This is a genomic window from Citrobacter sp. FP75 (genome assembly GCF_018342065.1).
Classification (GTDB): domain Bacteria; phylum Pseudomonadota; class Gammaproteobacteria; order Enterobacterales; family Enterobacteriaceae; genus Citrobacter.
The window spans coordinates 396,810-412,440 of the sequence record NZ_JAFDOE010000001.1; the positions used below are offsets into that span (position 1 = coordinate 396,810).

Consider the following 15,631-nt stretch of genomic DNA (forward strand, 5'->3'; position numbering starts at 1 on the left):
AGAAAAGTATGGATCTTTATAAAGAATATCCAGCACATGTTGTCTTACTACGCCGTACTTTCGCTGTTGTGGCGGGCGTGCTGGCGCTACCGGTCATGCTGTTCTGGAAAGATCGCGCCCGTTTTTACAGCTACCTGCACCGCGTCTGGTCGAAAACCAGCGATAAGCCGGTGTGGATGGATCAGGCTGAAAAGGTCACCTGCGATTTCTATTAAGTCATCGTAATTGCTCAAGAAAACCGCCAACAACAATGTGGCGGTTTTTTTATGCGTCGACGTCTACACTTATCCGAATAACGGATAAGGAGTGGCGATGAACAAGAGAATTCCTGTGGGTATCCGCGCCTGTCTGACTACAGAAGCGAGCGAGAAACCTCTGTTCGACGAAAGTACATTGGTACGTATTTATGCGCTGCATGAACTGTATCAACTCCGCCAGCGCGGATTAACGCGTGGGGCATTGATTGACTACCACACCCGCTACAAACTGATCCTGTTGGCGCATTCCCAGCCAGAATATCGTGAACTTGGGCCCTTCGTTGCAACCATCCACGAATGGCAGAGTCTCGACGCTTTTTTTAATGAGTACCGTTTACGGCTGACTCATCTGCTGTTAAATAATGCGACCCGGCGCAACCATACCAATGTTCTGATGCACGTTCAGGGTTATTTCCGCAATCAGCTCAACCTTCATCAACGCCAGGAACTGACCTCAGTAATTGATAGCTATCGACGTGAAGCGCAGCCGCTGCTTGCACCGTTAACGCTCATCAAACACTATATGGTCGAGCACCCGAACACCTGGCTGTCCGGGCAACGTTACTTTGAACTCTGGCCGGCAATTCTGAGTTTGCGCGGCAAAAATTAATTTATCTGCGGGAGTTTTATGACCACGCATCTGGTCTGGTTTCGGCGTGATTTGCGCCTGCATGACAATCTTGCTCTCGCGGCGGCTTGTCGGGATCGTTCAGCCCGGGTGCTGGCGTTATATCTTTCTACCCCTGAGCAATGGACGGCGCATGATATGGCTGCGCGTCAGGCGGCGTTTATCAGCGTGCAGTTGAATTCGCTGCAAACGGCGCTGGCAGATAAAGGTATCCCGCTTCTGTTTCATGAAGTCGCCGATTTTACCGCCAGCGTAGAAACCGTCAAAAACGTCTGCGCACAGCATGGCGTCAGCCGACTGTTTTATAACTATCAGTATGAAATCAACGAGCGGCAGCGTGATGCAAGTGTGGAGAAGCTGTTGCCTGACGTTGTATGCGAAGGATTTGACGATAGCGTGATCCTGCCTCCGGGCGCGGTGATGACCGGCAATCACGAAATGTATAAGGTCTTTACACCGTTTAAAAATGCCTGGCTGAAGAGGATTAAAGACGGCATTCCGGAATGTGTTAGTGCGCCAAAGGTGCGGGATAGTGGGGTACTTACTGCGCCGTTAACGTCACTCACGCTGAATTATCAGCAGCAAGATTTTGATGCAGTGCTATTCCCGGCAGAAGAAAAACAGGCTATCGCGCAGTTACGCCAGTTTTGCCAGCAGGCGGCAAGCAAGTATGAACAACAGCGTGATTACCCGGCAATTGAAGGCACCAGTCGTTTATCTGCGAGTCTGGCTACGGGCGGGCTGTCGCCGCGTCAATGCCTGAACCGTCTGCTAGCAGAGCAGCCACAGGCGCTTGAGGGCGGGGCCGGGAGCGTCTGGCTGAACGAGCTTATCTGGCGTGAATTTTATCGTCATCTGATGACTTATCATCCGGCGCTGTGTCGGCATCAACCGTTTATCCGTTGGACCGATCGCGTGCAATGGCAGAACAACGCGGCACATCTTCAGGTATGGAAAACGGGAAATACGGGATACCCGATTGTGGATGCCGCGATGCGTCAGCTTAATGCCACCGGCTGGATGCATAACCGTTTACGCATGATTACCGCCAGTTTCCTGGTTAAAGATCTGCTGATTGACTGGCGTAAAGGGGAGCAGTACTTCATGTCACAGCTGATCGACGGCGATCTGGCAGCCAATAACGGTGGCTGGCAGTGGGCAGCTTCCACCGGCACCGATGCGGCACCGTATTTCCGCATTTTTAACCCGACAACCCAGGGGGAGAAATTTGACCGCGACGGCGAGTTTATCCGCCAATGGGTGCCGGAACTACGCGACGTGCCCGGAAAAGCCATTCATGAACCGTGGGCGTGGGCCGAAAAGACGCAGATGACGCTTAACTATCCGCGTCCGATTGTCGATCATAAGCAGGCAAGACTAGCAACGCTTGCGGCGTATGAGGCCGCGCGTAAAGGATGAGCGCATTGCGGATTTCTGCGTAATGCCTTCCAGCAGAATGAGTATGTTGCAGTCGGGCGCATTTAGCGCTGAAGCGCGTGCGCAAGACCGTTAATGCCTTGATGCAGGTGTTTTTACCCAGCAGTAAAGTCCCGTTATCTTCAGTCAGGTGACGGGACTTGATGACAATGCCAACGACATCCACACCGCACGATGCGGTATTTAAAACGTTTTTACACCATCCAGAAACAGCCCGGGATTTCCTTGAGATTCATCTTCCCAGAGATCTGCAAACGCTCTGCGATTTAACTACGCTGAAGCTGGAGTCAGAAAGCTTTATTGAAGCGGATTTACGTACCCGCTACTCCGATGTGCTCTGGTCTGTTCATGCACACGGCGGTGACGGTTATATCTATGTAGTTATTGAGCATCAGAGCTCTGCCGATTCGCATATGGCTTTTCGTCTGCTGCGCTATGCAATGGCGGCGATGCAGCGCCACCTGGACGCCGGACACAAGGAATTGCCGCTGGTGATACCGATGCTGTTTTATCATGGCTGTCGAAGTCCGTATCCGTACTCATTGTGCTGGCTGGATGCGTTTGCCGACCCAGCAACAGCGCGGCAACTTATACCAGTGCATTTCCATTGGTGGATATCACGGTAGTGCCGGATGACGAAATCATGGCTCACAGGCGTATGGCGCTGCTGGAACTCATGCAAAAGCATATCCGTCAGCGGGATTTGATGAGTCTGGTAGAACAGCTGGCCGCGCTGCTACTTACTGGATGTGCTAATGACACGCAATTACAGGTGATGTTTAATTACATCCTGCGATCCGGCGATGAATCTCGCTTTAATGAATTTATGCAAGAGATGGCGCAACGGATCCCCCAACACAAGGAGAAGCTGATGACTATTGCGGAACGGTTACGGTTAGAGGGATTACAGGAAGGATTACAGAAAGGATTACAACAAGGAAAACAAGAATCTGCATTGCGTATAGCGCAAACCATGTTGGAGCAAGGAATAGATCGCGAAATGGTGCTATTGGTTACAGGTTTGACTGAACAGGATTTAGCCGTTAAAAAATTGTAATCTTCTGAAAAACAGGCCCGATTCTTATTACATCATCGGGCCCATACACTCAGGATTCTACCGCTAACGGACGGTTTCTGAACTTAAGCGACTGGTACAGCCAAATCAGCAGCACCAGCGCCACGCAGGCCAGTGCGCCCCAGGTAATCTCACTGAAGACATCAATATACGCGTTGATGGTATAGTTGATGGCCCCGGAGGCATCAAATGCACCTTGTGACGTCTGGTCGGCAATCACCCCTGCCAGGTAGTTGGCAATGGCACCGGAAAGCAGCATATAGATACCGGTTAATACACCGGTGACGCCGGGGATCTCAATGCGCGTAATTTGCGACATGGCGACCGGGTCGATAAACAGTTCTGCAAATCCCATTACCGCCAGCCCCAGTACCATCAACGGCATAGAGGAGTGGCCGTAAGTTGCAGACCAGCGGGCGCTTAAGGTCAGAATACAGAAGCCGGCGCTCATTAAACCGAGACCAAGGGCAAATTTACCCCAGATGCGCACGGTACGATTACCGCTCACGCTTTCTTTTACCACCCAGGCCAGCACGATGCCGCACAGCATCACAGCAAAGGCGTTAACCGACTGGAACATGGCGGTAGGGATGGAATATCCCAGAATATCGCGATTAACAAAGCGGTCGATATACAGACTAATGGAGCTGCCGCCCTGTTGCGCGAAAGCCCAGAACAACAAACTAAAGAACGTCAGCGTGATAATAAGCCCCAGTTCTTTGCGTTGCTTCTGGGTCTGCGCCTGACGGTAAATTTTCGCCAGTACAGCCAGACCAATGATGGTGGCGACGATCAGCGCATAAACGGACCACTCTTTCCAGAACAGAACGGTAATCAGCAGCGGTGCGGCAACCAGCAGCACTAACAGCCAGGCCCAGTTTGGCAGAATAAATTTTTTCGCACACAGGACGGCCTTGTTAACACCGGTGGTATGGGCGAAATGGCGATTACCGCACAAGAAAATCACCAGTCCTGCCAGCATGCCAATAGCAGCCAGCGCGAAGCCCATGGCCCAGCTGTATTCTTCCTGCACATAACCACAGGCGATGGGGGCGATAATCGAACCAATATTCCCAGCGGCGTAGAGCAGTGAGAACCCGCCGTCGCGGCGCGGATCGTCGGTTTGATACAGTTCGCCCAGCAGACAGCTGATGTTGGATTTAAACAGACCGTAGCCGCAGACGATGATCGCCAAAGACAAATAAAGGAACGCCGGGGCCATTTCACTGGCACCGAGAACCAGGTGCCCAACAGCCATTAGCAATGCCCCAATCATCACTGCCATACGGTTGCCAAGTACCTTATCCGCCAGGAATCCCCCGAGAATGGGTGTGACATAGACCAGTGAGCAGTAGGCGCTGAACAACGCGTATGCATGAGTATCGTTGTACTTAAGCTGGTTGGTGAGATACAGGATCAGCAGTGCGCGCATGCCGTAAAAACTGAAATATTCCCAAATTTGCAGCGCGACAACGTAATAAATTGCGCGCGGCTGAGATGATTGTTTATTCATTCTATTCTCGAAGTAAATGCCTCACGGCAGGATGAACGTCCTGTGTGAGCGTGTTTCCTTAAAGTTGTAACTTTGATACAGATCTGATTATTTTTGCAATATGCTGTCTGATTGCATAAATATACATGAATAAGATTGCGTGGGGGTAAGCAATTTACGTTCAAAAGACGAGTGATTGTTTCTTGATGTGTCCGTGAAATGGTTATCGACGAATGGAGGCGGGGACGCTATTTTACATAAGCTGTATTGCTGATTAGACAGAATTTATGACAACGAGGGCGATGATGAAAAACACCGAACTGGAACAACTGATCAACGACAAACTGAACAGCGCCGCGATTAGCGACTATGCGCCGAATGGTTTGCAGGTTGAAGGCAAAGAGACGGTGCATAAAATCGTGACCGGTGTGACCGCAAGTCAGGCGTTGCTGGACGAGGCTGTACGCCTGGGGGCTGATGCGGTCATCGTTCATCACGGTTACTTCTGGAAAGGTGAATCTCCGGTGATTCGCGGCATGAAGCGCCATCGTCTGAAAACGCTGTTGGAAAACGATATCAATCTGTATGGCTGGCACCTGCCGCTGGATGCTCACCCGGAGCTGGGCAATAACGCGCAGCTGGCGGCGCTGTTGGGTATTACCGTAATGGGTGAAATCGAGCCGTTGGTACCGTGGGGGGAGCTCGCCATGCCGGTTCCCGGGCTGGAACTGGCCTCGTGGATTGAGGCGCGTTTAGGGCGTAAACCATTATGGTGTGGTGACAGCGGGCCGGAAAAAATTCAGCGTGTTGCCTGGTGCACCGGGGGCGGTCAAAGTTTCATCGATAGCGCGGCCCGTTTTGGCGTTGATGCATTTATTACCGGCGAAGTCTCTGAACAAACTATCCACTCTGCCCGTGAACAGGGGCTGCATTTCTATGCCGCCGGACACCATGCCACCGAGCGCGGCGGTATTCGGGCATTAAGTGAATGGTTGAATGAAAATACCGAACTGGATGTGTCGTTTATCGATATTCCTAACCCCGCCTAATGAATTTGGTTGTAAAAAGAGGGACGAAAGTGCAGCGAGCGCGTTGTTATCTGTTAGGTGAAACTGCGGTGGTTCTGGAGCTGGAACCCCCCATTACTTTGGCGAGTCAGAAACGTATCTGGGGTTTGGCTCAGCGCCTGGTTGACGCCCCGAATGTGCTTGAAGTCATTCCGGGCATGAACAATATTACGGTGACGCTGCGTAATCCGCAAACCCTGGCGCTGGATGCCATTGAGCGTCTGCAGCGCTGGTGGGAGGAGAGTGAGGCACTGGAGCCGGATTCGCGCTTTATTGAAATTCCGGTTACCTATGGTGGTGCACTGGGACCGGATCTGGCTGACGTCGCGTTACACAGCGGATTAAACGAGAAGCAGGTCGTTGAACTGCACGCATCCGTTGATTATGTGGTCTGGTTTTTGGGCTTTCAGCCGGGGTTTCCGTATCTCGGAAGCTTGCCGGAACAACTGCATACCCCAAGACGTGCGGAACCGCGTCTGATTGTTCCAGCAGGTTCTGTCGGCATCGGCGGCTCGCAAACGGGTATCTACCCGCTTGCTACGCCAGGTGGATGGCAGCTGATAGGGCATACCTCCATTAAGTTGTTTGATCCGCAACGGGATGAACCCATCCTGTTACGACCCGGAGATGCCGTACGCTTTGTACCGCAGAAGGAGGGAGTATGTTAACGATCATTCGTGCGGGCATGTACACCTCCGTACAGGACGGTGGTCGTCACGGTTTTCGCCAGTCAGGAATCAGCCACTGCGGGGCGCTGGATAAACCCGCCTTGAACGTGGCTAACCTGCTGGTGGGCAATGATGCGAATGCCGCCGCGCTGGAGATAACGCTCGGGCAGTTGGTGGTGGAATTTGACGTAGATAGCTGGTTTGCCCTGACCGGCGCGGGATGTGACGCGCATTTAGACGAGAGTCCCGTGTGGAGCGGATGGCGGCTGCCGGTGAAAGCCGGACAACGGCTGACGCTAAAACGTCCGCAGCATGGTATGCGTAGTTATCTGGCGGTGGCGGGCGGCATTGATGTTCCCGACGTTATGGGCTCGTGCAGCACCGACCTGAAAGTCGGTATTGGCGGTCTGGAAGGACGTCTGTTACGGGATGGCGACCGGCTGGCCGTGGGCGTTTCAACGCGACGGTTCAGCGGACCACAAGGGGTAAAACAATTGATGTGGGGCAACCGCATTCGCGCGCTACCTGGGCCTGAGTACCATGAGTTTGATGAGGCTTCGCAGGCGTCGTTCTGGCGTTCACCGTGGCAGCTCAGCCCACAGAGTAACCGCATGGGGTATCGCCTGCAGGGGCAGCCGCTGACGCGTAACACCGATCGTGAGTTGTTGTCGCACGGACTCCTTCCTGGCGTGGTTCAGGTACCGCACAACGGCCAGCCGATAGTGTTGATGAACGACGCCCAGACCACAGGCGGCTATCCGCGCATTGCTTGTATCATTGAGGCGGATATGTACCATTTGGCGCAAATCCCCCTCGGCCAGCCGATTCATTTTGTTCAGTGTTCGCTGGAGGAGGCGCTGAAAGCGCGTCACGATCAGCAGCGTTATCTGGAACAGTTAACATGGCGACTTAACGATGAAAATTGATCTGAATGCAGACCTCGGCGAAGGCTGCACAAATGACGCCGCGCTGCTGCAACTGGTGTCCTCTGCCAACATCGCCTGCGGGTTCCACGCCGGGGATGCGCAAACCATGCTATCAAGCGTGCGTGAAGCGCTAAAAAATGGCGTGGCGATAGGTGCGCATCCGAGCTTTCCAGACCGGGAAAATTTTGGTCGTAGCGCCATGACCCTTCCTGTCGATACGGTTTATGCTCAGACGTTGTACCAAATCGGAGCGCTGGCCGCGATAACCCGGGCAGAAGGCGGAGTGATGCGCCACGTCAAACCGCACGGCATGCTCTATAACCAGGCGGCAAAGGATCCACAACTTGCCGATGCTATTGCCAGGGCGGTTTATGCCTGCGATCCGTCGCTGCTGTTGGTGGGGCTGGCGGGCAGCGAACTGATTCGAGCTGGCGAGCACTATGGCTTGCTGACGCGTCAGGAGGTGTTTGCCGATCGAGGTTATCAGGCCGATGGCAGCCTGGTTCCGCGTAGCCAGCCGGGTGCACTGATTGAGGACGAAGAGCAGGCGCTGGCGCAAACCTTAGAAATGGTGCAATTCGGCAGAGTAAAAAGCCAGACCGGAGCATGGGCAAACGTTACTGCACAGACGGTCTGTATTCATGGGGATGGCGAGCACGCACTCGCTTTTGCCCGCCGCTTGCGCGAAGCCTTTAATGCATGCCATATTCACATTGGCGCATAATTTTTTTCATACAAAACAATAATATATTACACAACAACATAGACGAGATTGAATTATGGAAGAGGTCATTTCTCTCTGGCCATTGACGGGGATCGCCGTCATCGTGGTCGGGTTTCTTTTACGCTTTAACCCGGTATTGGTGGTGATTATTGCCGGGGTTGTCACCGGACTGGCGGCGCATATGCCGATCGCCACCATCCTCGAAAAACTGGGTGAAGGCTTTCTTAACACCCGTAACCTGCCGTTTATCTTATTGATCCCACTGGCGGTAATCGGTCTGCTGGAGCGCCACGGCCTGAAAGAGCGAGCGCAGGCGTGGATCGCAAAAATCCGCAGCGCCACCAGCGGCCGTCTGCTGATTGTCTATCTGTTCATTCGTGAAGCAACCGCCGCGCTGGGGCTGACCAGTCTGGGGGGCCATCCGCAAATGGTGCGTCCGCTGCTGGCGCCGATGGCAGAAGGGGCCGCGGAGAAAAACCATGGCGAACTACCGGGGTCGGTGCGCTATCGCCTGCGGGCGATGTCGGCGGCGACCGATAACGTCGGGCTGTTTTTCGGTGAAGATATCTTTGTTGCCTTCGGGGCAATCATCTTCATGCACAACTTTATGCTGGAATCCGGCGGGATCCAGACGGAACCGCTACATATTGCCCTGTGGGGGATCCCAACGGCGATTTGTGCCTTCCTGATCCACGGCGCACGCTTGTGGCGACTGGATAACTACCTGCAACGCGAAGTGGCGAAAGCGAATGCCGCAGCAAAAGGAGAAGCGAAATGAATTTTCAGCAAAGCTATCTCTATTGGCTGGCGGGTGCCGTTTTGTTGATTGTGGCCATCATGTCCTGGCAGGACAAAGCGAATCCCCGGCGTTTGACCACCGGTCTGTTCTGGGGCGTGTACGGTCTGCTGTTTCTGCTGGGCGACTGGACCTATTCACTGTTTGGCGACAAACGAACGGTGCATATCGCGGTCGGTGTCGCGGTGGTGTTACTGGCGCTAATCGCTGGTTTTGGCGGCGTGAAGCTTGGCAGCTACCATCAACGCACGCAGCAACAGCGCGAAGAAAGTGCCAGCCGACTGGGCAACCGCCTGTTTTTTCCAGCGCTGGCGATCCCGGTGGTGACCGTTATCGGCGTGCTGATGTTTAATCATATTCCGGGCTTACAGGATGCGTTGTTTGGGCCGGGTAATCACGCCACGCTGGTGACGCTGTTTTCGATGACCGCAGGTTCATTAATTGGTCTGGCAATGGCGGTTAAGATGACCCATGAGCGGGCACATCAGCCGATTCAGGAAGCGCGTCGCCTGCTGGACTCCATTGGCTGGGCATTCATCCTGCCGCAAATTCTGGCCACGCTCGGGCTGCTGTTTACGGCAGCGGGCGTCGGTAGCGGCATTTCGTATCTGACGCAGGAGTATCTGGCGGTGGACAGCCGCTTTATCGCGGTGGCGGTGTACACCATTGGCATGGCGCTGCTGACCATGATTATGGGCAATGCGTTTGCTGCCTTCCCGATTGTGACTGCCGGAATTGGTATCCCGATTCTGGTGTTGCAGCACGGCGGCAATCCGGCGGTGATGGCGGCAATCGGCATGTTCTCCGGCTATTGCGGCACGCTGATGACGCCAATGGCAGCAAACTTTAACATCGTGCCTGCGGCGCTGCTGGAACTGCCGGATAAAAACGCGGTGATTAAAGCGCAGGTGCCGACGGGCATAATGCTGCTGCTGGTCAACGTATTCCTGATGTATTTCCTGATGTTCCTGTAAGGAGGAAGGATGAAAACGGTATTAATCACCGGATTTGAACCCTTTGGCGGCGAGTCAGTTAACCCTTCCTGGGAAGTGGTCTCGGGTCTCGACAATGCTATCATCGCGGGATGTCGCGTCGTTGCGCGCCAGCTACCGTGCGTATTTGGCGAATCTCTTGCGGTACTCAATACCGCGATTGACGCGCTGTCACCGTCGCTGGTGCTCGCAGTCGGACAGGCCGGAGGTCGCCCGGACATCACCGTAGAGCGCGTCGCCATCAACGTGGATGATGCGCGTATTGCGGATAACCACGGTCAGCAGCCGGTAGATGAACCGATCGTGACCGATGGTCCGGCGGCGTGGTTCAGCACGCTACCGATCAAAGCAATGGTGGCGGCCATGCGCAGCGCCGGTATTCCGGCATCGGTTTCGCAAACCGCAGGCACATTCGTCTGTAACCACGTAATGTATGGCCTGCTGCACAAACTACGAGACACACCGGCAGTAAAGGGCGGGTTTATTCATATTCCTTACCTGCCACAACAGGCCGCAGAGCACCCTGGTGCGCCAAGTATGGCGAGTGATACGGTGCGCCGTGCGCTGGAAGTCGCGATTGTCACTGCCTTACAGGTGGAACGCGATATCGCAGTGACGGGCGGTGCAACTCACTAACAAAGGACAGTATTATGCCTGAAGGCCCGGAGATCCGCCGCGCGGCGGATAACCTGGAGGCGGCTGTCAAAGGCAAACCGTTGACGGATGTCTGGTTTGCCTTTGAGCAGTTAAAACCGTATCAATCGCAACTGATTGGGCAGCGTGTAACCCAGCTCGAAACACGGGGTAAAGCATTGCTGACCCATTTTTCCAATGGTCTGACGCTTTACAGTCACAATCAGCTTTACGGCGTCTGGCGGGTTGTGGACACGGGTAATATCCCGGATACCACCCGGGTATTGCGCGTTATGCTGCAAACAGCCGATAAGACCATCCTGCTCTATAGCGCGTCGGATATTGAAATGTTGACGCCAGAACAGCTCACCACCCATCCATTTCTGCAGCGGGTGGGACCTGACGTACTGGATCGGCGTTTAACGCCTGATGAGGTGAAAGCGCGCCTGCTGTCGCCCCGTTTTCGCAACCGGCAGTTTTCTGGCCTGCTGCTCGACCAGGCATTTCTCGCGGGATTAGGTAACTATCTGCGGGTAGAAATTCTCTGGCAGGTGCGGTTGACGGGGCTGCATAAAGCGTCGCAGCTGAGCGATGAACAACTGGATGAACTGGCGCATGCGCTGCTTGATATTCCGCGCCTGTCCTATCACACCCGCGGTCAGGTTGATGAGAATAAACATCACGGTGCGCTGTTTCGCTTTAAGGTCTTCCATCGCGACGGCGAAGCCTGCGAGCGATGCGGTGGGATTATCGAGAAAGTAACCCTCTCTTCACGTCCGTTTTACTGGTGTCCGGGCTGTCAAAGATAGATCTATACCGAAGCATATGTTTTGCGATATTGCAGCGGCGTTTTGCCCATGTTTTTGCGAAAACAGGTAATGAACCAGGCGTACTCGGAGAAGCCGACCTGTGCGGCAATATCGCGTACCGAGCCGCTGGTATGTAGCAGCAATTCACAGGCCTGACGAATACGGCGCATCATAAGATATTCCTGAATAGTACCGCCGGTCTCTTCGTGAAAACGGCGTGAGGCGTGACCTCGCGAGCACCCCATCTCGCTGGCGATATCTTCCAGCGAGCAACGTTGATGAAAGTGTGTCTCGATCCAGCGGATGATGCCGACAGAAAATGTATTCTGACCCGTGGCCTGCGCCTGATGTGGCAGTAGGCTAATGAGTTGCATCACCAGAAATGCGCTGTCACTGATGCTGAAGGTCTGACTTTTGATCTGCTCTTCAAAGCGGCTCAGCAGGGTTTCAATGACTGGCTGAACGTCGCCTACGTCAAACACCCGCGCTTTCTCTCCCCGAGCACACAGCTGGCGCAGCAGCATTTGCTGACGCGGAAAATCCCGCAGGTACTGCTCAATCTGCGGGGCGCTAAAATGCAGTGTTGTTCGGTGATAAATATTGCGCGCATCCTGTTCGACAAACACTTTATGAAGCTTTCCCGGCGGGAAAATAAAAATACGCCCGGGTTTGACGGTGTACTGCTGGTGCTCCATCAGCGCTATTCCTACCCCCTGAGAGACCGACAAGATCTCCACACACTGATGCCAGTGATAGTAGTTGGCTGGCATATCTTTCATACGATTAAAGTAAATCGACTTATCGTTGAGACTAATGTGCTCAAGATAGCTACTGTCTTCCGTCTGCTGCATTTGCGTCTCACCTGACAATGTGAACAAACTTAAATTTTTATCACTGTAATCGAATTTTCTGCGCAAAATTCAGATAAATGTTGTTCTTCATCACCAGAGTTGTGCGGAAATACGACAATTATCACATTTGTATGTCTGACCAAATCCTTATTATGCGCCCAATACTTCATCAAATGAAACGAGGTTTCATTATGCAGGAACGGCAAGAATACGCTGAAAAGGCGCAGCAATGGTTGGCATCAGCCATCCCTCATCTCACACGCGAAAGCACGCGTCTGGACATCGGGGAAACGTCCGCACAATACCCGGCAGATATAGCCGGAATGGAGGGGTTCGCCCGTCTGCTGTGGATCCTGGCACCTCTCCTGAGCGGAGGAGAGTCGGGAGATTATCGTGAGACATTTATTCGCGGTATTCGCCACGGCTGCGATGCGGAACATCCAGATTATTGGGGCGATCTAGTCGATAACGATCAACGCTGCGTGGAAATGGCCGCCTTTGGCGTGGCGCTGGCGCTGCCCAATACTGGGTTATGGGACGCGTTAACAGCCGATGAGCAGAACAATCTGGAGCGTTGGTTACGGCAAAGTGCTGATATCCAAATCCCGGATAATAACTGGCACTTTTTCCCGGTGTTGGTGCAGGTTGGTCTTAAATGTGTCGGGCAGCACTACGACATGATGGTCATTGATAAGCATCTGAACGCGATTGAACCATTCTGGCTCGGTAACGGCTGGTACTCCGATGGCGAAGACAAGCCACGTGATTATTATATTTCTAGCGGTTTTCATTTTTACAGCCTGCTATACAGCCATTTTATGCAGGATGTTGATCCGGAACGTTGCTTGCGCTATCGCCAGCGCGCACGTCAGTTTGCTAAAGATTACATCCACTATTTTACTCGCAACGGGAATGCCATTCCGTTTGGTCGCAGCCTGACTTATCGTTTTGTACAGGTTGCTTTCTGGAGCGCGGTAGCATTTACCGGGCTGGACATTTTTTCCACACCGATTATCAAAGGGCTGATAGTGCGCCACCTCGACTGGTGGTTAGCGCAGCCGTTCATGAGTCCGGATGGTTTATTCACACTGGGATACACCTACCCGAATCTGGTTATGACCGAGGATTACAACAGCCCATGTTCGCCGTACTGGGCGTGCAAGGCGTTACTGATCCTGGCGCTGCCGGAGGAGAGCGCGTTCTGGCAGACTGAACCTGCTGAATTACCTGAGCTGGAGGCTGTTTATCCCATCAAGGAGGCCGGGCAATTTATTATCCATAGTGATGGCAATCGTCATGCTTCATTGCTGATGTCCGGGCAGTACGATCGCAATAACTTCGTTAATTTCGATGCCAAGTACGGCAAATTTGCCTACTCAAGCCACTTCGGTTTTACCCTCGAACGAGGGATTTATGGCCTGAATCATGCTGCCTGCGATTCTATGCTGATGTTCAGTGAACAGGACAACTACTGGCGTGGACGTCGTAAATGTGAGGTGGTTGAAATGACGGACGCATTGATCCGAAGCGTGTGGCGTCCATGGTCAGATGTGATTGTCACGACCTGGCTGATTCCACATGAATACGGGCATGTTCGCATTCATCGTGTAGAAACGCCGAGGACGCTAAATTGTGTGGAAGGGGGGTTTGCGGTTAATCGTCACCAACTTACTCGTAACGATACTACGGAAAACCAACTGACTCTTACCGCCAGTACCGGAGTGTGTCAGATTGTTGATCTTCTTGGAAAATGCCAGCCATTGACAGTTACCACTCCGCCAAATAGCAACGTTATGTATTCATCTCCAGGCGAAATCCCTTGTCTGAGCACCACGCTCACGCCGGGTACCCACTGGCTGGCCTGCGCCATTAACGCCACGATGTTGTCGTCTCTGCCGCCTCCGGTGGCCATGGCGTTCGACAGCGTAAATCAGGTGCTGATGCTGGATTCGAAAACGCTGGAAATAAAATAACTGACGCATGTGCGGAGAAAAATAATGACTAACCCTGTTCAGTCGACGCGTTCGGCATACATCAAACTCAGTCTGTTTGTTTTCTTATTTACTTTTACCTGGGCGGCTAGTTTTGGCCTCTACGCTATCTGGCTGGGAGACAAAGCCGGGTTGGATGGCGTGGAGATCGGCACGGTGTTTGCCGTTAACGGCGTTTTTGCCGTGATTATCAAACCTGTTTACGGCTACATCATGGATAAAATGGGCATGAAAAAGCACCTGCTCTATTTTGTCTGCATTGTGTCGGCCCTGATGGCACCTTTTTTTATCTGGTGTTACTTACCGCTATTACAAACCCATTTTATCAGCGGGATGGTTGTTGGCGCGCTCTTTTTCAGCCTTGGCTGGTATGCAGGCGTGGCGGCGGAAGAGTCCTATGTTGACCGCTTTAGCCGCCTGTATGACATGGAGTTTGGTCGCATTCGCATGTGGGCGGCGCTCGGTTGGGCGACTGCATCATCGTTCTCTGGTTTTCTCTATAACATTTCGCCAAAAATAAACTTTGTCATCAGTAGCGTCTCTGCACTGTGCATGTTCGCGGTTCTGTTGACGTTGAAAGTTGATCACTTTGGTCAGGAGGAAAATGACGTCCTGTCAAAAGAGAAGATCGTAATTGGCGATGTGTTCGAACTGCTGCGTAATAAAAAGTTCTGGACCTTTGCGCTGTATATCGCGGGGGTAGCGTGGATGATGTTTATCGCCGAGCAGCAATTCTCTCGTTATTTCGTCACCTTCTTTAGCACCAAAGAAGAAGGCAACGCCATGTTTGGCTATATGAGTACCGCACAGTCTGCCGCTGAGTTTTTCGGCATGATGCTGGTGCCTGCCATTATCAACCGTATTGGCGCCAAGCAGGGGATGATCCTGACAGGACTGGTAATTAGTTTGCGTCTTATTATTTCTGGTTTAACCAACGACCCACTAATTATCTGTTTGGTCAAACCGCTATACGGAATTGAAATTGCGTTGATCCTGGTTTCGGTCTTTAAATACATCGCCGAGCATTTCGACAAACGCGTTAACGCCACGATGTACCTGCTGGGCTATCAGGCAATGATTTACGTCGGTTCCATCGTCGTTGCGCCACCTGCGGGCTACGCCTATCAAACAATCGGTTTTGAACACACCTATCTGATTATGGGGGTGATTGCGCTGGTGTTTACCGGAATATCTGCCATCACTCTGTCCACTTGTTATCAGCATAAAAAAGCCGTCATTATTTCGCCCCAGGGGCAAAAAGCTATTCACTAAAGCAGAGAAAACG

The 15,631-nt window shown here is 52.8% G+C and carries 15 protein-coding genes and 1 pseudogene; 14 read left to right on the top strand and 2 right to left on the bottom strand.

Annotated elements, in window-relative coordinates; all coding sequences use genetic code 11:
• Positions 1-8 precede the first annotated feature (8 nt).
• The 4 genes and pseudogenes from JQ822_RS01835 to JQ822_RS01850 all read left to right on the top strand — a co-directional run bounded on the left by JQ822_RS01835 (position 9) and on the right by JQ822_RS01850 (position 3,379).
• Positions 9-215: a YbfA family protein gene (locus JQ822_RS01835; protein ID WP_213132037.1), complete on the top strand. Its 207-nt coding sequence runs from the start codon at positions 9-11 to the stop codon at positions 213-215.
• A 97-nt stretch (positions 216-312) separates the two neighbouring features.
• Positions 313-867 (top strand): DUF1722 domain-containing protein, encoded by a 555-nt coding sequence (locus JQ822_RS01840; protein WP_213132038.1) that lies wholly within the window; start codon positions 313-315, stop codon positions 865-867.
• An 18-nt stretch (positions 868-885) separates the two neighbouring features.
• Positions 886-2,304 carry a deoxyribodipyrimidine photo-lyase gene (phrB, locus tag JQ822_RS01845; protein ID WP_213132039.1) on the top strand — a complete coding sequence of 473 codons (1,419 nt, stop codon included), beginning with the start codon at positions 886-888 and terminating at the stop codon, positions 2,302-2,304.
• Between the two features lie 161 nt (positions 2,305-2,465).
• Positions 2,466-3,379: pseudogene (locus tag JQ822_RS01850) on the top strand (Rpn family recombination-promoting nuclease/putative transposase).
• A 49-nt stretch (positions 3,380-3,428) separates the two neighbouring features.
• On the opposite strand, the gene dtpD reads toward JQ822_RS01850, so the two are convergent.
• Positions 3,429-4,910, bottom strand: coding sequence for a dipeptide permease DtpD (dtpD, locus tag JQ822_RS01855; RefSeq protein ID WP_213132040.1), 1,482 nt, complete (start codon positions 4,908-4,910; stop codon positions 3,429-3,431).
• 284 nt (positions 4,911-5,194) lie between these two features.
• On the opposite strand from dtpD, the gene ybgI reads away from it, so the two are divergent.
• From ybgI to nei, 8 genes are read left to right on the top strand one after another with little or no spacing between them, the layout of a single operon-like run.
• Positions 5,195-5,938, top strand: a complete 744-nt coding sequence (ybgI, locus tag JQ822_RS01860) for a radiation resistance protein YbgI (protein ID WP_196208736.1) — start codon at positions 5,195-5,197, stop codon at positions 5,936-5,938.
• Between the two features lie 29 nt (positions 5,939-5,967).
• The gene (gene pxpB / locus JQ822_RS01865) at positions 5,968-6,624 is read left to right on the top strand and encodes a 5-oxoprolinase subunit PxpB (protein WP_213132041.1); all 657 of its coding nucleotides are present in this window, start codon (positions 5,968-5,970) and stop codon (positions 6,622-6,624) included.
• Positions 6,618-7,550 carry a 5-oxoprolinase subunit PxpC gene (gene pxpC / locus JQ822_RS01870; RefSeq protein WP_213132042.1) on the top strand — a complete coding sequence of 311 codons (933 nt, stop codon included), beginning with the start codon at positions 6,618-6,620 and terminating at the stop codon, positions 7,548-7,550. Before pxpB ends, pxpC begins: the two co-directional genes overlap by 7 nt.
• Positions 7,540-8,274, top strand: a complete 735-nt coding sequence (gene pxpA, locus JQ822_RS01875) for a 5-oxoprolinase subunit PxpA (RefSeq protein WP_213132043.1) — start codon at positions 7,540-7,542, stop codon at positions 8,272-8,274. Before pxpC ends, pxpA begins: the two co-directional genes overlap by 11 nt.
• 55 nt (positions 8,275-8,329) lie before the next feature.
• Positions 8,330-9,052, top strand: a complete 723-nt coding sequence (locus tag JQ822_RS01880) for a DUF969 domain-containing protein (RefSeq protein WP_213132044.1) — start codon at positions 8,330-8,332, stop codon at positions 9,050-9,052.
• Positions 9,049-10,044: a DUF979 domain-containing protein gene (locus JQ822_RS01885; RefSeq protein ID WP_213132045.1), complete on the top strand. Its 996-nt coding sequence runs from the start codon at positions 9,049-9,051 to the stop codon at positions 10,042-10,044. The genes JQ822_RS01880 and JQ822_RS01885 overlap by 4 nt, the downstream gene beginning before the upstream one ends.
• Positions 10,045-10,053: 9 nt before the next feature.
• Positions 10,054-10,698, top strand: coding sequence for a pyroglutamyl-peptidase I (gene pcp, locus JQ822_RS01890; protein WP_213132046.1), 645 nt, complete (start codon positions 10,054-10,056; stop codon positions 10,696-10,698).
• 14 nt (positions 10,699-10,712) lie between these two features.
• Positions 10,713-11,504 carry an endonuclease VIII gene (nei, locus tag JQ822_RS01895; RefSeq protein WP_213132047.1) on the top strand — a complete coding sequence of 264 codons (792 nt, stop codon included), beginning with the start codon at positions 10,713-10,715 and terminating at the stop codon, positions 11,502-11,504.
• A 2-nt stretch (positions 11,505-11,506) separates the two neighbouring features.
• On the opposite strand, the gene JQ822_RS01900 is transcribed toward nei, so the two are convergent.
• A complete protein-coding gene (locus tag JQ822_RS01900; RefSeq protein WP_213132048.1) occupies positions 11,507-12,355 on the bottom strand; it encodes an AraC family transcriptional regulator in 849 nt (282 codons plus the stop codon).
• Positions 12,356-12,546: 191 nt separating this feature from the next.
• On the opposite strand from JQ822_RS01900, the gene JQ822_RS01905 reads away from it, so the two are divergent.
• Together JQ822_RS01905 and JQ822_RS01910 are read left to right on the top strand one after the other, a co-directional pair.
• Complete coding sequence (locus tag JQ822_RS01905) at positions 12,547-14,328, top strand: DUF2264 domain-containing protein (RefSeq protein ID WP_244848678.1); 1,782 nt, start codon at positions 12,547-12,549, stop codon at positions 14,326-14,328.
• Positions 14,329-14,352: 24 nt separating this feature from the next.
• The gene (locus JQ822_RS01910) at positions 14,353-15,618 is read left to right on the top strand and encodes an oligosaccharide MFS transporter (RefSeq protein WP_213132050.1); all 1,266 of its coding nucleotides are present in this window, start codon (positions 14,353-14,355) and stop codon (positions 15,616-15,618) included.
• Positions 15,619-15,631 lie beyond the last annotated feature (13 nt).